This window comes from Croceibacterium soli, from assembly GCF_009828065.1.
Lineage (GTDB): Bacteria > Pseudomonadota > Alphaproteobacteria > Sphingomonadales > Sphingomonadaceae > Croceibacterium_B > Croceibacterium_B soli.
This window is the reverse complement of the sequence record NZ_WTYK01000001.1, coordinates 290,523-309,044: the sequence shown is the minus strand read 5'-3', so window position 1 is coordinate 309,044 and position 18,522 is coordinate 290,523. Positions and strand designations below refer to the sequence as shown.

Below are 18,522 nucleotides of genomic sequence, written 5' to 3'. Positions count from 1 at the left end.
GCGGGTGCGCGCCTGTCCCGCGCGCGGGCAGTGTGGAAAATCCCTGCGCGCGCGCTTGTCCGCCCCTGCACGGGGGCCTAGGGCAAAAGTGCTGCGATGCCCGAACCGCTCATCTCGCCCTCGATCCTCTCGGCCGACTTCGCCCGGCTCGGCGAAGAGGTGCGCGCGATCGACGCGGCGGGCGCCGACTGGATCCATATCGACGTGATGGATGGGCACTACGTGCCCAACCTGACGATCGGCCCGGCAGTGGTGAAGGCCTTGCGCCCGCACACGGCCAAGCCGTTCGACGTGCACCTGATGGTCAGCCCGGTGGACCAGTGGCTGGAGCAGTTCGCCGAAGCCGGGGCCGACATCATCACCGTGCATCCGGAGGCCGGACCGCACATCCACCGCACGATCCAGGCAATCAAGGCGCTCGGCAAGCAAGCCGGCGTCTCGCTCAACCCCGGAACGCCGGCCAAGATGCTCGACTACCTGATCGACGAGATCGACCTGGTGCTGGTGATGAGCGTCAATCCCGGGTTCGGCGGCCAGAGCTTCATCCCCAGCCAGCTCAAGAAGATCGAGGCCGTCCGCAAGATGATCGACAAGGCGGGCCGCGATATCCGGCTCGAAGTTGACGGCGGGATCAATGCCGAACAGGCACGGCAGTGCGTGGAAGCCGGGGCGGACGTGCTCGTGGCCGGATCGGCCACGTTCAGGGGCGGGCCGGCGGCCTATGCGGCGAACATCGCCGCGCTCAAGGCCCGGCCTGCGTGAGCGGCGCGGTCCTTCCTTCGCGGCTCGCGCTGGAGGGTACGCCGCACGAGGAAGACCACGGCAGCGCCATGGCGATCCCGCTCCGGCAGAACGCGGAGGAACCGCTGGCCTCCGGCTCTGCACGACCCGACGAGGACAAGTCCGCCGGCAAGCTGATCGAGCCGGGCCGGGCACTCGTGCTGAGCGACTTCTCGCCGCCGGAGACGACGGCGGGAGAGCGGCTGGTGCGGCTGGCCTACCGCCTCGGAGTGCCCGGGCCGGCGCTCGTCGCCCCGTTTCGCAGGCGCCCCTCGCCGCGGCTGCTCGCCACGGTCGAGAACCCCTTGCCGGGCGACCGGGTCGGCGGGACGGCGCTGCGTGCGGGGCACTTCCTGATCAACGGCGTCAAGGCGCCGATCGCGCAGATGGACTTCTCGCCGGTCGCGCGAATGACGCCGCCGTTCGAGCGGACGATCCATGCTTTCACCTGGTTGGCCGATCTCGACGCTTGCGCCCCGCGCCAGCAATGCACGCACACGGCCGAGCGCGTGCTCGCCGCCTGGCTGGAGGCCAACCCTCATCCCGGCAAAGGACCGGCCTGGAAGGTCGGGCATGCCGGGCAGCGCGTGCTGAGCTGGCTGGTCCATGCACCGCTGCTGCTGTCGGGCAGCGACAAGAGCTTGCGCAGCCGCACCCTGGCGGCGCTCGTCGAAACGGCCCGCTGGCTCGACCGCAATGTCGGTAAGGCGGAGGATCGCCTGGCCGAAGTCTCCGGCTGGTGCGCCATCGTCGCCGCTGGGCTGCTGCTGCCGGAAGGCAAGCCGCGCCGGCTGTTCGGCGAAGCAGGGCTGGTCCGCGCTCTGGGCGAGCTGGTCGGTGACGATGGCGGCGTGCTCTCGCGCAGCCCGATCGACCAGATGGACGCCATCGCGCTGCTGACCCAGCTCGGCGCCTGCTACCGCGCGCTCCGGCGTGAGCCCCCGCAGGCGATCGCGACGATGCAGCGCATGCTCGTCCCGCCGCTCCTCGGCCTCATCCATGCCGATGGCGCGCTCGGCAGCTGGCAGGGGTCCGGCGCGGTTTCGGGCGAGAAGCTTTCGGCGCTGATCAAGGCAAGCGGCGTGCGCGCCCGCCCGCTGCGGGACGCGCGGCAATGGGGCTACCAGCGCGTTTCCGCCGGCCGAGCGGTGCTCCAGTTCGACGCCGCCCCGCCGCCGCTGGCACGCCATTCCCGGCATGGCTGCGCCTCTACCCTGGCGTTCGAGTTTTCCCACGGGAACCAACGGATCGTCGTCAACTGCGGAGGGGCCGCTTCCGCCGGCGGGCAGGTGCCGCTGCGCATCGAGCAGGGCCTGCGCGCAACCGCGGCCCATTCGACGCTGGTGCTGGGCGACGCCAATTCGACCGCGGTGCTGATCAACGGCAAGCTCGGCAGCGGCGTGGGCGAGGTCGAGGTCGACCGGCGGCTGGTCGAAAGTGGCCAGGGCACCGCCACCCGCCTCGAAGCAAGCCACGACGGCTATGCCACGCGCTTCGGCCTGATCCACCGCCGCATCCTGGTCCTGCGCGACGACGGCAGCGAGTTGCGCGGCGAGGACTTGCTGGTCCCATCCGGGCGCAAGGGCAAGCGCGGCAAGATCCCCTGCGCGATCCGCTTCCATCTCGGGCCGCGCATCGATACCGCACTGACCGAGAACAAGCGTGGCGTGCACCTGTCGATGCCCGACGGCAGCTATTGGCAGTTCCTTTCCCTGTCCGGCGACGTCGGCATAGAGGAGAGCCTGTGGGTCGATGGCGACGGCAGGCCGCAACCGGTGCAGCAACTGGTGATCGAAGGCATGGAATCCCGCGGCGGGGGAAGCTTCTCCTGGCTGCTCAAGAAGATAGGCTGAATTCTACAATGAGCGATGTGACCATCAGGCGGGCGCTGCTGTCGGTGTCCGACAAGACCGGGCTGGCCGATCTGGGCGGCAAGCTGGCCAAGGCCGGCGTGGAGCTCGTCTCCACCGGCGGAACCGCGCGCGCGCTGCGCGAAGCCGGGCTGGACGTGCTCGACGTATCCGAGCTGACCGGCTTCCCGGAGATGATGGACGGCCGGGTCAAGACGTTGCACCCGCGGGTCCACGGCGGCCTGCTGGCGGTGCGTGACGATCCCGAGCACGCGGCCGCGATGGAAGCTCACGAGATCGGCGCGATCGACCTGGTCGTGGTCAACCTCTACCCGTTCGAGGACACGGTGATGCGCGGCGCGGAACGCGAGGAGATCATCGAGAACATCGACATCGGCGGCCCCAGCATGGTGCGCTCGGCGGCCAAGAACCACCGCTACGTCACCATCGTCACCGATCCGGCGGACTATGACGAGCTCTACGAGGAACTCGCGGCCCACAACGGCGGCACGACGGAAGCATTCCGCATCCGCATGGCGGCCAAGGCCTTTGCCCGCACCGCGGCGTACGATTCGGCGATCGCCAACTGGTTCGCCTTCGGGGACGCGTTCAGCAACCCGATCGGCGCCGAAGCGCTGAAGGCGACCCCATTCGCCGAGACTCTGCCGCTTGCGTTCCGTCGCTCGGACGTGCTCCGTTACGGCGAGAACCCGCACCAGAACGCGGCGATCTATGTACCCCAGGCAGTCGGAACGTCCGGTATCGCCCAGGCGGAGCAGGTCCAGGGCAAGGCGCTCAGCTACAACAACTACAACGACGCCGACGCCGCGCTCGAGCTCGCCGCCGAGTTCAGGGGCGGCGATCCGGCGGTGGTTATCGTCAAGCACGCCAATCCGTGCGGCGTGGCCCAAGCCGCCACGTTGCGCGAAGCGTGGGACGCGGCCCTTCAGTGCGACAGCGTGTCGGCCTTCGGTGGGATCGTGGCGCTCAACCGGCCGCTCGACGGGCCGACCGCGGAAGCGATCTGCGAGATCTTTACCGAGGTGGTGATCGCCCCCGGCGCGGACGAGGCCGCGCGGCAGGCGTTCGCCGCCAAGAAGAACCTCCGCCTGCTGCTGCTCGGCGACCTGCCCGATCCGCGCCGCGCTGGCTTCACGATGAAGACGATCGCCGGCGGGATGCTGCTGCAATCGCGCGATGCCGGGGCGATCGAACCGGCCGACCTGAAAGTCGTGACCAAGCGCAAGCCGACCGAGCAGGAACTGAAGGACTGCCTGTTTGCCTGGACCGTGGCCCGCCACGTGAAGTCGAACGCCATCGTCTACGCCAAGGACGGCGCCACCGCCGGAATCGGCGCCGGGCAGATGAACCGCCGCGACAGCGCGCGGATCGCAGCCATCAAGGCGCGCGAGGCGGCCGAGACGTATGGCTGGGCCCAGCCCCTGACGGTCGGCAGCGCCGTTGCCTCCGACGCGTTCTTCCCATTTGCGGACGGCCTGCTGGCCGCCGCCGAAGCCGGGGCTACGGCGGTGATCCAGCCCGGCGGCTCGATGCGCGACGAGGAGGTCATCGCCGCAGCGGACGCGGCCGGCCTGGCGATGGTGTTCACCGGAATGCGCCACTTCCGCCACTAAACCACCGCGGAAATCGCCCCTGCAATCTTCTCGTCTCATGCGCGGCGCGGTTCATCGTGGCTGACGCTTGGATGAACGGGCACTTCAACATATCGCAACCCGCCGCTCGCTAACCGGGAGCGTACAAACCGCCACGACCAGAAAGATCGTAACAATGGGCCTGTTCAAACCGGATCTCTACCGCGCCTTCTTCCTGGGCTTCGGGATCACCGCGCTGGCCCTGGGTGCGCAAATCGTCCCGCAGGTGTTATAACGGGTCCATGAGACTCAAACTCCTGCTCGCCGCCGCGGCACTGGCCGCAAGCGCCTGCCAGAGCCCGGCCATTGCCGCCGAAAGCATTTACCGGGCGCCCGCGGCGGAGCGCGTCGCCAAGGAAGGCCCCGGCCTGAAGACAGCGATCTTCGCCGGGGGCTGCTTCTGGGGCGTCGAGGCGGTGTTCAGCCACATGAAGGGCGTGAAGAGCGCCGTTGCCGGTTACCACGGCGGGACCAAGGGCCAGGCGAAGTACGATCTGGTCTCCTCCGGCATCACCGACCACGTCGAAGCGGTCAAAGTGGTCTACGACCCTGCCGTCGTGCGTTACGACCAGCTTCTGCGGGTGTTCTTCTCGGTGGTCGCAGACCCCACGCTCAAGAACCGCCAGGGTCCCGACGTGGGGCCGCAATACAATGCCGCGCTGATCCCCCTGTCCGCCGAGCAGCGCGCGGTCGCCAGCGCTTACCTTGCCAAGATGAAGGCGAGCGGCGTGTGGGACAGGCCGATCGTCACCGGGATCGAGGCCGCGAAGACTTTCTATCCGGCTGAAGCCTATCACCAGGATTTCGCGAAGAAGAACCCCAACCACGGCTACATCAAGCGCTGGGACGCGCCGAAGGTCGCCGGGCTGAAGAAGCTTTATCCCTCGCTCTACCGCGCCAGCTTCCAGACCGGCTGATTGCCGACGGGTCCCAAGATCCCTATATCGGCGCCATGGCGGCGCATCATCACCATCACGAACACTCGGGCCAGAAGCTCGTTTCCGAAGCCGAAAGCGTGCTCACCGCCGCCGGCGAGCAATGGACGCAGATGCGCGCCGACGTGTTCGAAGCCCTGGCCGACCAGGAGCGCCCCGCTTCGGCCTACGATGTCGCCGAGGAACTCGGCAGGCGGCGCGGCAAGCGGGTGGCGGCGAACAGCGTCTACCGCATCCTCGACCTGTTCGTGCGGACCAATCTTGCCAATCGGATCGAGAGCGCCAACGCCTATCTGGCGAACACTCATCCCGGCTGCCAGCACGACTGCATCTTCCTGATCTGCGACGATTGCGGCCAGGCGACTCACCTCGACGACGATGCCTTGACGAGCGCCCTGCGCGAGGCCGGACGCCGCAACGGGTTCGCCGACGTGCGCCCGGTGGTCGAGCTGCGCGGCCTGTGCAACGAGTGCGCCGGCTGAGCGGGCTGAGCCTGCTCACCAATTGCTCAGAACAACGTCACCCACCGTTCATCGACACACCAGCCTTGCAAGTGTAAGCCACTGACATGACGTCGCGCCCCCATACCCCGTTGCTCGATACGGTCGATATCCCCGCCGATCTGCGTAAGCTCCAGCCGGGCCAGCTGCGCCAGCTGTCCGACGAACTGCGCAAGGAGATGATCGACGCCGTCGGCAGCACCGGCGGCCATCTCGGGTCCGGCCTCGGCGTCGTCGAGCTGACGGTGGCGCTGCACTATGTCTTCGACACGCCGCGCGACCGCGTGGTGTGGGACGTCGGCCACCAAGCCTATCCGCACAAGATCATCACCGGCCGGCGCGACCGGATCCGCACGCTGCGCCAGGCCGGCGGCCTCAGCGGCTTCACCAAGCGGAGCGAGAGCGAGTACGATCCGTTCGGCGCGGCGCACTCCTCGACCTCGATCAGCGCCGCGCTCGGCTTCGCTGTGGCCAACAAGCTCCAGGGACAGCCGGGTAAGGCCATCGCGGTGATCGGCGACGGTGCGATGAGCGCCGGCATGGCCTACGAGGCGATGAACAACGCCGAACAGGCCGGCAACCGGCTGATCGTGATTCTCAACGACAACGACATGTCGATCGCCCCGCCGGTCGGCGGGCTTTCCGCCTATCTGGCGCGGATGGTCTCGAGCAGCGAGTACCTGGGCCTCAGGAACCTCGCCAGCCGCCTGACGCGCAAGTTCTCCCGCCGGGTGCATTTGAGCCTCGAGAAGGCTGAGGAGTTCACCCGCGGCATGGTCACCGGCGGGACGCTGTTCGAAGAGCTCGGCTTCTACTACGTCGGCCCGATCGACGGGCATAACCTGGACCACCTGATCCCGGTGCTGGAGAACGTGCGCGACAGCGAGCAGGGCCCGATCCTGGTCCACGTCGTCACCAAGAAGGGCAAAGGCTACGCCCCGGCCGAGAACAGCGCCGACAAGTACCACGGCGTGCAGACCTTCGACGTCATCACCGGCGAGCAGAAGAAGAGCGCCGGCGGACCGCCCGCGTACCAGAACGTGTTCGGCGACACCCTGGCGAAGCTCGCTGACACGGACGAGCGCATCTGCGCCATCACCGCCGCGATGCCGAGCGGCACCGGCGTCGACCGGTTCGCCAAGGCGCACCCCGACCGTGCGTTCGACGTCGGCATCGCGGAGCAGCATGGGGTGACGTTCGCCGCCGGCCTCGCGGCCCAGGGCATGCGGCCGTTCTGTGCGATCTATTCCACGTTCCTGCAGCGCGCGTTCGACCAGGTGGTGCACGATGTTGCGATCCAGAACCTGCCGGTCCGCTTCGCGATCGACCGCGCCGGGCTCGTCGGCGCCGACGGGGCGACCCACGCCGGCAGCTTCGACGTGACCTACCTCGCCACCCTGCCCAACTTCGTGGTCATGGCCGCGGCGGACGAAGCCGAGCTGGTTCACATGACCTACACCGCCGCCCTGCACGACGAAGGGCCGATCGCCTTCCGCTATCCGCGCGGGGCCGGAGTCGGCGTGCCGCTGCCTGAGGTTCCCGAGCGACTCGAGATCGGCAAGGGCCGCATCGTCCGCCAGGGCAACAAGGTGGCGATCCTCTCGCTCGGCACGCGCCTGGGCGAAGCCCTCAAGGCGGCTGACCAGCTCGAGGCGAAAGGCCTTTCGACCACGGTTGCCGACTTGCGCTTCGCCAAGCCGCTCGACAGCGAACTGATCCGCAAGCTGATGACCACGCACGAAGTGCTCGTGACGGTGGAGGAAGGCGCGATCGGCGGCCTCGGCGCGCACGTGCTCACGCTGGCGAGCGACGAAGGGCTGACCGACGGCGGGCTCAAGATCCGCACCATGCGCCTGCCGGATCTGTTCCAGGACCACGACGCACCCGAGAAGCAGTACGACGAGGCGCGCCTGAACGCCCCGCACATCGTGGACACTGTGCTGTCGGCGCTGCGGCACAACAGTGCAGGGGTCGAAGAGATCCGCGCTTAGCCGTCTTTTCGAAGCGCCCCATAATCCACCCCCTTTGGGGGGCGGTGGCAGCGCGAAGCGCGGACGGAGGGGGCTCGGCCTGGCTCAACCGGCCGTCCAGGCCAGCCCTCTCCACCGCCTTCGGCGGTTCCCCTCCCCCAGAGGGAGAGGATTTTCAAGGGCTCGTCTCGACCAGAGAAATCCTCCCCCGGAGGGGGAGGGGGACCGCCGCCGAAGGCGGTGGTGGAGGGGTGTCAACGCTAGCGGTGACACCCCTCCGTCAGCCCTACGGGCTGCCACCTCCCCTTGCAGGGGGAGATTTTTCAAATCGCATCAACTGCGCGGGCCCTTCGGCTTCGGCTTGAACTTCGCCTTGAACGGCTTGCCGGATCCGTCGCCGGACGGCCGCGGACGGCTGTTCGGCGCGCCCTTGCGGTGCGGTTTGACCGTGACTTTCGGTCCGCGTCCCGGCCCTGAGGACCTGCGGTTCTCCCGCGCCTGCTCGCGCGGGCCGCTGTCCGACTGCTCGATCGCGACAGTGTCTTCCGGATCTTCCGAAGCAGCCGTGCGCTCGACCGCCGCGTTGAACTTGGCGGCAAGAGTGCGGGGGATCTCCACGAAAGTCTCGTCGGCGCCGATGCGGATCGCGCCGATCTCGTTGCGGGTGATGTGGCCGCGGCGGCACAGCAGCGGCAGGATCCAGCGCGGATCGGCGTTCTGACGGCGGCCCACGCCGAGGCGGAACCACACCGTGTCCTCGAACCCGGGCCGCTGGCGCTGCTCCTTGTCGGCGGCGCGGGCTTCGGGCGTGTTGGGGATCAGCTCTTCCGGCTGCGGCATCGCCGCGCGGTGCACGTGGACCAGGGCCGCGGCGATGTCCTCGGCACTGCGCTCGCTCATCAGCTTCTGTGCCAGCGCGCGGTCTTCGTCGTCGAACTCGATCGGCTGGAGCAGAGCGGCGAGCAGCCGCTCGCGGTCCTGCGCACGGATCGTTTCCGGGGTCGGCGCGGCAATCCACTCCGCGTTGATCTTGGCGTCGCGGAGCATGCCCTCGACCCGCCGGCGGCGCGGATAAGGCACCACGAGAACGGCCGTGCCCTTCTTGCCCGCGCGGCCGGTGCGGCCAGAGCGGTGCTGCATAGTCTCGGCATCGCGCGGGATCTCGACGTGAACCACGAGGCTGACGCTCGGCAAGTCGATGCCGCGCGCGGCGACGTCGGTCGCCACGCACACCCGTGCACGGCGATCGCGCAGGGCCTGCAAGGCGCTGTTGCGTTCCGACTGGGAGTGTTCGCCCGACAATGCGACGACCGCGAAGCCGCGCTCGTGCAAAGTCGCGTGGAGGTGGCGGACGTTGTCGCGCGTGGCGCAGAACAGAATTGCGGTCTCCGCTTCGTGGAAGCGCAGCAGGTTGACCACCGCGTTTTCGACTTCGGACGGGGACACTGTCATCGCCTGGTAGGCGATGTCGCCATGGCCGCGATCCTGGCCGACGGTTTCGATGCGCAGCGCGTCGCGCTGGTAGCGCTTGGCCAGGCTGACGATCGGGCGCGGCATCGTGGCGGAGAACAGGAGGGTCCGGCGCGCTTCGCCGGTGGCGTCGAGGATTTCCTCGAGGTCCTCGCGGAAGCCCATGTCGAGCATCTCGTCGGCTTCGTCGAGCACGACGACCTTGAGGCCCGAGAGATCGAGCGCGCCGCGTTCGAGATGGTCGCGCAGGCGCCCGGGCGTGCCGACCACGATGTGCACGCCGCGTGCCAGGCTGCGGCGCTCCTTCGAAGGATCCATGCCGCCGACGCAGCTGACGATGCGCGCGCCGGCCTGGGCGTAGAGCCAGGTCAGTTCACGGCTGACCTGAAGGGCAAGCTCACGGGTCGGTGCGATCACCAGTGCCTGCGGCGAATCCGACGGTTCCAGCGTACCGGCTTCGCCCAGCAGATCCTGCGCCATGGCGAGGCCGAAGGCGACGGTCTTGCCCGATCCGGTCTGCGCCGAGACGATCAGGTCGCGGCCCACGGCCTCGGGCTCGAGCACGGCGGCCTGCACGGGCGTCGGCTCCGCGTAGCCGCGCTCGGCAAGGGCGGCGGTGAGGAACGGAGCGAGTGTTGAAAAGGACATAGGCTCGAATCGCAAAAGGGCCGCCGAAGCGGTGTGGGGACCGGGATCGATCACAGGGAGGCCTGCAGCAGCGCAGATGCGTCGAATCGACGAATCACCGCGACAGAAGGCCGCCCCTTAGACCCTTTTGCTCCGTTTGGCTTCACCCGATCGCAGAACCGGGTGCGCCACCGTCATCGCCGGCCGGGCTCGTCCCCCGGGCCCGGCGGGTTCGTGGCCGGGTGCATTCCTGCTTCCTGTGCCTCGAACCCAGCCTGCGACCGGCCCTCGAGGTCATCGTCAGGGTTCGCGTCGCGCAGCGTGTCGAGATGCATCCAGCGCTTCACGATCGGGCTGAACGCCAGGACCGCGACGGCGACGCCGATCGAGACCCAGCCGAACAGCTCGTAGATGTCCAGCAGGCCCTGCTTGCTCATCTCGCCGTCGTGACCACCGGTGGCTTCGCCGATCTTGCCGGCGACGAAGTTGCCGACCGCGGTCATGTAGAACCAGGCGCCCATGATCAGCGAGGCCATGAAGCTCGGCGCCAGCCGGTTCATCGCGGAAAGGCCGACGGGCGAGAGGCACAGCTCCGCGGTGGTGGCGAACAGGTAGTACATGAAGACCAGGAACACGGGCGTCATCGCGGCGATGCCGTAAGCTTCCGCGCCCCAGACGAGCACGAGGTTGGCGAGGCCCATCTGCGCGAGCGCCAGACCGAACTTCGCCGGAGCCGACGGTTCGAGCCCCCGCTTGGCCAGCATCTGCCACAGGCCGGCGAAAAGCGGCGCGAGCAGGATGATGTAGATCGGGTTGATTGACTGGAAGATGCCGGCGGGCACCCCGCCGCGCTCCACGAACCGATCGGTGAACAGGTTCATCGAGCCGCCGGCCTGCTCGAACAGGCCCCAGAACAGGGGATTGAGCGCGATCAGGAACAGGATTGCGAACATGCGCTCGCGCGGTTCCTTGGGCAGCTTGAAGCTCTCGTAGAGGACATAGAGCAGCAGCGCGACGCCGGAGACACCGACCAGGACACCCATGATGTTCTGGTACTGCACGAGCACCCACATGACGGCCACGGCGGCCAGGCCGATGCCGTAAAGGGTGAATTCCTTCGCCCGGGCGAGCGGGGCCGGAGCCTCGCCAGCACCCAGCAGGACCTTCTTCCCGAGCACGAAGACGATCAGGCCGGCGATCATGCCGATCCCGGCAAGCCCGAAGCCATAGCTCCAGCCGATCGTCTGGCCGAGGTATGCGACCAGGATCGTGCCGAGCGCGGCGCCCACGTTGATGCCCATGTAGAAGATCGTATAGGCCGCATCGCGGCGCAGGTCGGTGAGCCGGTAGAGCTGTCCGACCATCACCGAGATGTTGGCCTTGAGGAAGCCCGAGCCGACGATGATCAGGGCGAGCGCCAGCCAGAACACGTTGATCGTTGGGTCATCCTGCCCGCCGACGCCCTCCACCGCCATGAACCCGTGGCCGAGCGCCAGCAGGACGCCGCCGAACAGCACGGCGCGGCGCTGGCCCAGGTAGCGGTCGGCCAGATAGCCGCCGAGCACCGGGGTGATGTAGACCAGGCTGGTGTAGGCGCCGTAGATGAGGTTCGACTTGGCGTCGCTGAACAGCCAGTGCTGGGTCAGGTAGAAGATCAGGATGGCCCGCATGCCGTAGTAGGAGAAGCGCTCCCACATCTCGGCGAAAAACAGCATGTAGAGGCCCTTGGGGTGGCCCAGCGGCTCCGGCTTGCGCGATGCCGCGATCATACCGCCAGCGACCAGGAAGGCGCCGAGGACCACCACCGCGATGGCGGCGATCCAATCGCCTTCGTTCCACAGACCCATGTCTTTCATGCAGCGCTTCCCCGAGTTTGCCTGTATTCTTTTCGGTATAGCTTCCGCCGAGAGGCGAAACGGCCAAACTAGCGGCTAAATCGCTCTTGCCAAGCACGTTTCGTTTCAGGCGAAACCGCCGCCCTGCTTGACCCGCGCCGCTGTATTATGGCACTGCATCACCAATGGCCGACAACCGCCCCGTCTATCTGCGCCTGCGCGAACTGATCGCCGCCGCGATCATCGAGGGCCGCTATGCCGAAGGGGACATGCTGCCGTCGGTACGGGCGTTCGCGGCGGAGCAGGGCGCCAATCCGCTGACGGTGGCCAAGGCCTATCAGCAGTTCCAGGCGGACGGGCTCGTCCGCGTGCAGCGCGGAGTCGGCATGTTCGTGGCCGCCGGGGCTGCGGAGCGGCTGCGCGAAAGCGAACGGCAGCGCTTCGTACAGGAAGAGTGGCCCGGCATCCGCGCCCGGATGGATCTGCTGGGCCTGGCACCGGAAGACTTGCTCGACGAAGCGTGATCCTGTTCCGCCGGACGGGTCCGCCCGCCTAACATTTGTTCATCGAGTCGATTGCGCTGGCGCTCCGACTCTGGCAATCAGGCGCTTTCGGGTCGCCATTTCCGCCGCCGGTCCACAGGGGCCGTTACAAACACGCGCAGCCGCGATCGGCCTGCGCTTTTTGCGCAAGGCGGCCGGGGGAAGGGTACAGATGATTAGATCGGAGCTTCTGCAGGCCTTGGCGGCAGATAATTCGGACTTGCGTCCTGAAGAAATCGAACAGGTCGTAAGCATATTCTTCGACGAGATCGCCAAGCGGCTGGCGGAGGGCGGACGCGTGGAGCTGCGCGGCTTCGGCGCCTTCTCCACCCGTGAGCGGGAAGCCCGCACCGGCCGCAACCCCCGCACCGGCGAAGCCGTCGAAGTCCCGGCGAAGCGGGTGCCCTACTTCAAGCCGGGCAAGGAAATGCGCGAGCGCCTCAACACCGAGTGAGCCGTTGGCGCCCTGCGCCTGAAGCACTTGTCCTTGCCAGCGTTGGGGCCCCGCCATCAGTGGATCGACGGATCCTCCCCTGCAAAGGGGAGGGGGACCGCCCGCGAAGCGGGTGGTGGAGGGGTGTAACGGCCGGCCGATAAGGTGGCACCCCTCCGTCAGCCCTGCGGGCTGCCACCTCCCCTTGCAGGGAAGGATCTGGACCCGGAGAGCTCGCCGGCCCAGCCGGTCCCAACCCAAGTTCGCGAGAGAGGGCGCGAGCTCCGTGGAACCCGCACCCTCTCCGCCCGGCGCCTAGAAGCGCCGCTCGACGCTGAGCGACCAGGTGCGCGGCAGGCCCGGCACACCGGTCACGACACCCAGCGCGTTCGCCGTCGTGTCGCTCTTCGTCAGGAAGTAGTACTTGTCGAACACGTTCTGTACTTCCAGCGAGACCTTCCAGGCCTCGTCGCCGGTGAGGTAGCTCAGCCGGGCATTGCCCAGGAAGCGGTCCTCGACCAGGGCCCAGGAGGTGTTCTCGGCATTGGTATAGAGTTCGTCCTGGTACGATCCGTCGAACCGGGCGCTGACCGTGCCGGCTTCCATCTCGTAATCGTACTGGATCCCGAAGGAGTAGGTCAGTTCCGGCGTGTACGGCGTGATGCCGTCGGCCGGGATGATCGTTCCTTCCAGGAAGCCGTTTTCGGACGGGCTCGTGTACTCGAAGTCCAGGTAGGCGACGCTGCCGTCGATCGAGAGGCCATCGACCGGGAAGATCGTGGTTTCGAGCTCCAGGCCCTTCACGTCCGCCGAACCGATGTTCTCCGGCCGCAGGCACGGCGAGGGCAGGCTGGATTCGGGGCACACCAGCTTGCCGAGGATGATGTCGTCGTACTTGTTGAGGAAGGCTGCCCCGTTCACGCGGATGCGGCGATCGAGGAAGTCCGACTTGAAGCCCACTTCGTAGGTCGTCAGCGTCTCGGGGTTGAACGGCAGGGCCTGGTCGGCCACGAACGGCCGCGGGTTCACGCCGCCGCCCTTGAACCCGGTCGACAGCGAAGCGTAGGCGAGGAACGCGTCCGAGAAGCGGTAATCCGCCACGAAACGATAGTCCCAGCGGTCGCCCTTGAATTCGCCGTCGATCCCGAACAGGCCGGCGAGAATGCAGTTGGGCGAGCTGTCGAGCGAGCTCGGAACCGCGCCCGGAGGGCCGATGGGAGTCCCGTCGGGATTGAACCCGATGAAGCCGCCCGGGTTCGAGAAGCACAGCGCCGGATTGGGCAGCGTGCCGTCGGGATTGGACCGGTAGTAGGTGTAGACCTTCTTGTCCTTGGTGTAGCGGACGCCGGCGGTCAGACCCAGCGCCTCGGTCGGCCGCAGGGTGACCGTGCCGAAGACCGCCTTGGTCGTGCTGGGCGTCGTGTCCGGACCGTGAATGAAGTCGATCGTGTGGCCGACGTAGTTCAGGTCCACGCGGGCCGTGTATTCGCCGTCCTGGTCGAGGTAGTAACCGCCGACGGTGCCTTCCAGCAGGCCGTCCAGGGCATCGAAGTTCAGGCGCAGCTCCGAGCTCCAGGCCGAGTGGTTCAGCTGGTTGTCGAGCTGTGCGACCGGGATCGGGGTCGCGTCCTGATCCTGGCCCCACTTCGATTCATACGCGCGGTACGAGCCGATATAGACCAGCTGCATGTTCTCGCTGACGTCGAACGTCACGTTGCCGTGGATGCCGTAGCCTTCGAACTCGGTGATCGGCAGGGCGAAATAGGGCTTGAACGGCGCCTGCGGGTTCGGCTCCATGGCGTCCATGAAGTTCGAGTAGCTCACGAAGCGTGGATCGTACCCCATGCTGCGGAGGTTCGCCGTGTCGCAGCTGTAAGGGCCGGCCGGCACGAAGCGGCAATTCAGCCGGACCGGATTGCCGTCCGTCCCGCGCAGCCACGGGATCTGCTGGCCATTGGAGCCCACCGACACAGAGGGGTTGGTCGAGAACGGATCGAACAGTTCGGACGACACGCCGGGCGGGGTCGGCGCGCCGGCGGCAATCAGGACCGTCGGCACGGCTTCGGAGTCCTCGCGGGTGTAGTCGCCCGAGAGATTGATCTCGATCCGGTCGGACGCTTCCCAACGCAGCGCGACACGACCGGCGACTAGGCTTTCACCGCCCATCGATTCGTAATCCGGGTTGCCGCGGCCACGCGCGTTGTTGGCCGGCACGGTGTCGTTCGGGTGGGTCGTGGCGTAATCGAGCATGTCGACGTAGCCGTCACGGCTGCGGCTCATGCCGGAAATGCGGACGGCGAGGTCGTCGCTGATCCCGAAGTCGGCCATGCCGCGGATCTGGACCAGGTCGTAAGATCCATATTCGACCCGGAGCGCGCCCGAACCGTCACCCTGCGGCTTGGCGCTGAACAGCTTGATGGCGCCGCCGATCGAGTTCTTGCCCGCGAGCGTGCCTTGCGGGCCGCGCAGGATCTCGATCCGCTCGAGATCGATCAGCTCGAGCAGCGAGCTCGACAGTGTGGGAATGTAGACGTCGTCGATATAGACGCCGACACCCGGATCGAGCGCGTAGTTGAAGTCCACCTGCCCGACGCCGCGGATGAAGGCGATCAGGCCCGAGCCGCCGTTCTGCGGCTGCGGCCGCAGCGAAACGTTCGGCGCCTGCGCCGCAACTTGCGCGATGTCCGTCTGGCCGCGGGCTTCGAGCATCTCGGCATTGACCGCGGTGATCGCGATCGGCGTGTCCTGCAGGCGGGCTTCGCGGAATTCCGCGGTGACGACGATTTCGCCGACCCGCTGACCGCCCGATGCTTCCGCAGCCTGATCCTCGACCGTCCCGGTCGGCGGATCGGTTTGCTCCTGGGCGTATACGGGGCTTGTCAGCGCTGCCATCACGGCGAACGACGACACGACTCCGAGCTTCCTCTTGGTCATCAGCATCCTCCCTTTCGCGAGCCATCTTACGGGCCCGCTCGGTTGCACGTGCACAACATCCGGTCCCGGACTAGCCGGGACCAAGCATTGCGGAAATCTGCAGGGGTTTGCGCGGCTTTGCGCCGCTGCACCCTCTCCCAGGCACAGTGGTAACAAGTAGGGCAACCGGCGCAAGTTGGGCTGCGATTGGATCGTATCTTTGCCGGCTTGTTGTCGCAAAGAAGCAACACCGTAGTAGTCCCAGACTTTCGATTAGTTGCGCGGTTCAAGTATTGCCATCGTCGGCTGATGGCCCCACGCTGCGGCCTGTACGGCGGGGAGGACGCGAGCATATGACGGGCAACCAAGGCGGCGGCGCAGGCGCGCGGACCGGCGGATACGAGCTGAGGGTCCTGCTGCTGCTCGGGCTGGCATACGGGTTCGCCTATTTCGATCGCATGGCGATGACCTTCCTTTCGCCCCAGGTGCAGCGGGATCTGGCGCTGAGCAACGAAGAGGTCGGCTGGCTTGGGTCGGGACTGTCGGCCACCTGGGCGCTCGGCGCCTACTTCGTCGGCCGCTGGTCGGATTCGATCGGGCGCAGGAAGCCGTTCCTGCTCGGCGCGCTGGTGTTGTTCTCGTTCTGCTCGGTGCTTTCGGGGCTGTCGTGGAGCTTCGGCACGCTGCTGGCCACGCGCATCGTGATGGGCGCGGCGGAAGGTCCGTTCCTGCCGATCTGCCTGGCCATCCTGGTCGCCGCATCGGCGGAGAGCCGCCGCGGCCTGAACGCCGGGATCGTGCAGAACGCCTTCGGCTCGATCCTCGGCACGGCGCTCGCGCCCTTCGTGCTGATACGCATCGCCGAAGCGTTCGACTGGCGCGTGGCGTTCTTCGTCTCCGGAATACCCGGGCTGATCCTGGCGCTGCTGATCTGGCGCTTCATCCGCGAGCCGGAGCGGGTTCCGGCCGACGAGCGAGAAGCCGCGCCGTCGCTTACGCCCTGGGCCATGCTGCGAGAGCGCAACATCTGGGTCTGCTCGCTGATCAGCTGCTTCGCGGTCGGCACCGTGGTGATCGGATCGATCTTCATGCAGCTCTACATCGAAGGCCCGCTGGGCTACGATCCAGTGACGCGGGCCAACATCATGACCGCGGTCGGCTTCTGCCCGGCCCTGGGCGGGGTGCTGGTGACCTGGTTGTCGGACAAAGTCGGCCGCAAGGGGCCACTGATCGCCTTCGCCTTCCTGATGGCGCTCGCTCCGGCGGCGCTGCTGTGGTTCGACGGACCTGTGGTGGTGCTGACCGCGCTGATGTTCCTGAGCTGGATGGGCTTGGGCACGTTCCCGCTGTTCATGGGCGTGATCCCCGCAGAGACCCTCGGCCGCGCCCGGGCGGCGACCGCGATGGGCCTGGTGGTCGCCGTCGGCGAGCTGACCGGCGGGGTCTTCGGCCCGCCGATCGCCGGGCGGCTGGCGGACTGGTTCGGGCTGGCCGTACCGCTCTACGTGCAGATCGGGCTGGCACTGGCCGCCGGCGTGACCGCCTTCGGGGTAACCGAGACCAACCCGCGCATTCTCGCACGAAGGCAGGCTGCGGCTTTGCCGGCCTAGCGGCCCGGCTCGATCCGCCGTGCCCGGCTGAAGACGATCGCTGAGAGCACCGCCGGCACGGCCATCGCCGCGCAGACCGCAGCGACCGTCAGCCCCTGGTCGAGCAGCCACCCGCCGGCGATCGGCCCGCCGATCGAGCCCACCCGCCCGGCCGTGGTCGCGAAGCCAAGGCCGGTTGCGCGCAGTTGCGGCGGGAAGGCATAGGCGATCGTCAGCCAGTTCGCGGTGGCCGATCCGAACAGCGCGGCGCCGACCAGCGGACCGATCACCCAGAGCGCCTGTTCGTTGTCCACGAACTGCCCGAACAGCGCGATCAGGGCGGCCAGGCCCAGCATCGTGAACCACATCATCCGCTTCACGCCGATCACGCCGCACAGGTAGCCGGTGGTCATCCCGCCGACGATCCCGCCGACGCTGACCCACTGGAAGATCGCCGGGCCGGCGGTGTCCGATCCGGCCGCTTCGGAGACCAGCGGCGAGAACCAGTTGATGATGAAGTACCAGGCGAACATGTTCAGCGCGTGGGCCAGGAACAGCTTGAGCAGTTCCCGTACGTGGAACGGCAGCCGGATTTCCGAGAGAACCGTGTCGCGGGCCCCTTCCGGCTTGGGCGGAAGCGTCGTGATCTCCGGAATCTCCATCCGCCGCAGCATCCTGTTGGTGCGCGGGATCGCGTCCTTCGGCTGGCGCGAGAGCAGGTAGTCGAGCGATTCCGCCAGCCACAGGTAGGCGATCGGGAACAGCACCGCGGAAAGCGCCGCGCCAACCCAGAAGATGCCGCGCCAGCCGTAGCTGTCCAGCACCTGGACCGCGACCGCCGCGCCGATGATCGTGCCCACGGGATAGGCCGCCGCGACGGTGCTGGCGGCGAATTCGCGCCGCTTGAAGCTGGCGTATTCGAGCGCCAGCATGCCCGCGGTGCTGGTCATCCCGCCGATGCCGACGCCGGTCACCAGCCGCCCCGCCGCCATGCTGGCGAAGCCGCTGGAGACGGCGGAGATCGCCATGCCGACGCTCATGAACAGTAGACACGTGAGGATCGCCGGGCGGCGGCCCCACTGGTCGGCGACGGGCGAGACCGACAGCGCCCCCACCGCCATGCCGACGAGGTTCATCGACAGCAGCGTGCCGAGTTCCGCGTCCGACAGCCCCCATTCCCGCTTCAGCGCCGTGCCCGCCTGGGCCAGCGCGAGGATGTCGTACCCGTCGATCATGTTGATCAGCACGCAGAGGAAGATCACGAGATACTGCGGTAGGATCATCCGCCGCAGGCCGAGCACCTGCCGCGGATCGAGCGCGCCTGAGTTCATCCGTCCCTCTCCCTTGCCGCTCGACGGCGGCTTCGTGAGCAAGCTATGGTGTGGGCGGGACCCGGTCAAAGAATATCGGCGGGCCCGCGGACGGA

Annotated in this window: 13 protein-coding genes; 9 read left to right on the top strand and 4 right to left on the bottom strand. The window is 67.6% G+C overall.

Going from position 1 to position 18,522, the window contains the following annotated elements; all coding sequences use genetic code 11:
* Window positions 1–96 precede the first annotated feature (96 nt).
* From rpe to dxs, 6 genes are all read left to right on the top strand, one after another.
* Window positions 97–762, top strand: a complete 666-nt coding sequence (gene rpe, locus GRI75_RS01575; protein WP_160745176.1) for a ribulose-phosphate 3-epimerase — start codon at window positions 97–99, stop codon at window positions 760–762.
* Between the two features lie 68 nt (window positions 763–830).
* Complete coding sequence (locus tag GRI75_RS01570; protein WP_160745507.1) at window positions 831–2,633, top strand: heparinase II/III family protein; 1,803 nt, start codon at window positions 831–833, stop codon at window positions 2,631–2,633.
* A gap of 8 nt (window positions 2,634–2,641) precedes the next feature.
* Window positions 2,642–4,264 carry a bifunctional phosphoribosylaminoimidazolecarboxamide formyltransferase/IMP cyclohydrolase gene (gene purH, locus GRI75_RS01565; RefSeq protein ID WP_160745175.1) on the top strand — a complete coding sequence of 541 codons (1,623 nt, stop codon included), beginning with the start codon at window positions 2,642–2,644 and terminating at the stop codon, window positions 4,262–4,264.
* 260 nt (window positions 4,265–4,524) lie between these two features.
* Window positions 4,525–5,199: a peptide-methionine (S)-S-oxide reductase MsrA gene (gene msrA / locus GRI75_RS01560; RefSeq protein ID WP_160745174.1), complete on the top strand. Its 675-nt coding sequence runs from the start codon at window positions 4,525–4,527 to the stop codon at window positions 5,197–5,199.
* A gap of 35 nt (window positions 5,200–5,234) precedes the next feature.
* Window positions 5,235–5,699: a Fur family transcriptional regulator gene (locus GRI75_RS01555; protein WP_160745173.1), complete on the top strand. Its 465-nt coding sequence runs from the start codon at window positions 5,235–5,237 to the stop codon at window positions 5,697–5,699.
* 86 nt (window positions 5,700–5,785) lie between these two features.
* Window positions 5,786–7,708 carry a 1-deoxy-D-xylulose-5-phosphate synthase gene (dxs, locus tag GRI75_RS01550; protein WP_160745172.1) on the top strand — a complete coding sequence of 641 codons (1,923 nt, stop codon included), beginning with the start codon at window positions 5,786–5,788 and terminating at the stop codon, window positions 7,706–7,708.
* Window positions 7,709–8,020: 312 nt separating this feature from the next.
* On the opposite strand, the gene GRI75_RS01545 is transcribed toward dxs, so the two are convergent.
* Complete coding sequence (locus GRI75_RS01545; protein ID WP_160745171.1) at window positions 8,021–9,805, bottom strand: DEAD/DEAH box helicase; 1,785 nt, start codon at window positions 9,803–9,805, stop codon at window positions 8,021–8,023.
* A gap of 173 nt (window positions 9,806–9,978) precedes the next feature.
* The gene (locus GRI75_RS01540) at window positions 9,979–11,640 is read right to left on the bottom strand and encodes a peptide MFS transporter (protein WP_160745170.1); all 1,662 of its coding nucleotides are present in this window, start codon (window positions 11,638–11,640) and stop codon (window positions 9,979–9,981) included.
* Window positions 11,641–11,804: 164 nt separating this feature from the next.
* Here GRI75_RS01540 and GRI75_RS01535 point away from each other — a divergent pair, with 164 nt between their 5' ends.
* Both GRI75_RS01535 and GRI75_RS01530 read left to right on the top strand, forming a co-directional pair.
* Entirely contained in the window at window positions 11,805–12,143 is a 339-nt protein-coding gene (locus GRI75_RS01535; protein WP_160745169.1) for a GntR family transcriptional regulator, read from the top strand.
* A 190-nt stretch (window positions 12,144–12,333) separates the two neighbouring features.
* Window positions 12,334–12,615 carry an integration host factor subunit beta gene (locus GRI75_RS01530; protein WP_160745168.1) on the top strand — a complete coding sequence of 94 codons (282 nt, stop codon included), beginning with the start codon at window positions 12,334–12,336 and terminating at the stop codon, window positions 12,613–12,615.
* 294 nt (window positions 12,616–12,909) lie between these two features.
* Here GRI75_RS01530 and GRI75_RS01525 read toward each other — a convergent pair whose 3' ends face one another.
* The gene (locus GRI75_RS01525) at window positions 12,910–15,528 is read right to left on the bottom strand and encodes a TonB-dependent receptor (RefSeq protein WP_160745167.1); all 2,619 of its coding nucleotides are present in this window, start codon (window positions 15,526–15,528) and stop codon (window positions 12,910–12,912) included.
* A 332-nt stretch (window positions 15,529–15,860) separates the two neighbouring features.
* Between GRI75_RS01525 and GRI75_RS01520 the strand changes: the two genes are divergently transcribed.
* Window positions 15,861–17,117, top strand: coding sequence for an MFS transporter (locus tag GRI75_RS01520; RefSeq protein WP_160745166.1), 1,257 nt, complete (start codon window positions 15,861–15,863; stop codon window positions 17,115–17,117).
* Here GRI75_RS01520 and GRI75_RS01515 read toward each other — a convergent pair.
* Window positions 17,114–18,427, bottom strand: a complete 1,314-nt coding sequence (locus tag GRI75_RS01515; RefSeq protein WP_160745165.1) for an MFS transporter — start codon at window positions 18,425–18,427, stop codon at window positions 17,114–17,116. The two genes, GRI75_RS01520 and GRI75_RS01515, sit on opposite strands and share 4 nt — an antisense overlap.
* Between the last annotated feature and the right edge of the window lie 95 nt (window positions 18,428–18,522).

Coding starts and splice junctions, on each gene's coding strand:
- rpe (WP_160745176.1), top strand. CDS start 97: ATGCCCGAACCGCTCATCTCGCCCTCGATCCTCTCGGCCGACTTCGCC.
- GRI75_RS01570 (WP_160745507.1), top strand. CDS start 831: ATGGCGATCCCGCTCCGGCAGAACGCGGAGGAACCGCTGGCCTCCGGC.
- purH (WP_160745175.1), top strand. CDS start 2,642: ATGAGCGATGTGACCATCAGGCGGGCGCTGCTGTCGGTGTCCGACAAG.
- msrA (WP_160745174.1), top strand. CDS start 4,525: ATGAGACTCAAACTCCTGCTCGCCGCCGCGGCACTGGCCGCAAGCGCC.
- GRI75_RS01555 (WP_160745173.1), top strand. CDS start 5,235: ATGGCGGCGCATCATCACCATCACGAACACTCGGGCCAGAAGCTCGTT.
- dxs (WP_160745172.1), top strand. CDS start 5,786: ATGACGTCGCGCCCCCATACCCCGTTGCTCGATACGGTCGATATCCCC.
- GRI75_RS01545 (WP_160745171.1), bottom strand. CDS start 9,805: ATGTCCTTTTCAACACTCGCTCCGTTCCTCACCGCCGCCCTTGCCGAG.
- GRI75_RS01540 (WP_160745170.1), bottom strand. CDS start 11,640: ATGAAAGACATGGGTCTGTGGAACGAAGGCGATTGGATCGCCGCCATC.
- GRI75_RS01535 (WP_160745169.1), top strand. CDS start 11,805: ATGGCCGACAACCGCCCCGTCTATCTGCGCCTGCGCGAACTGATCGCC.
- GRI75_RS01530 (WP_160745168.1), top strand. CDS start 12,334: ATGATTAGATCGGAGCTTCTGCAGGCCTTGGCGGCAGATAATTCGGAC.
- GRI75_RS01525 (WP_160745167.1), bottom strand. CDS start 15,528: ATGACCAAGAGGAAGCTCGGAGTCGTGTCGTCGTTCGCCGTGATGGCA.
- GRI75_RS01520 (WP_160745166.1), top strand. CDS start 15,861: ATGACGGGCAACCAAGGCGGCGGCGCAGGCGCGCGGACCGGCGGATAC.
- GRI75_RS01515 (WP_160745165.1), bottom strand. CDS start 18,427: ATGAACTCAGGCGCGCTCGATCCGCGGCAGGTGCTCGGCCTGCGGCGG.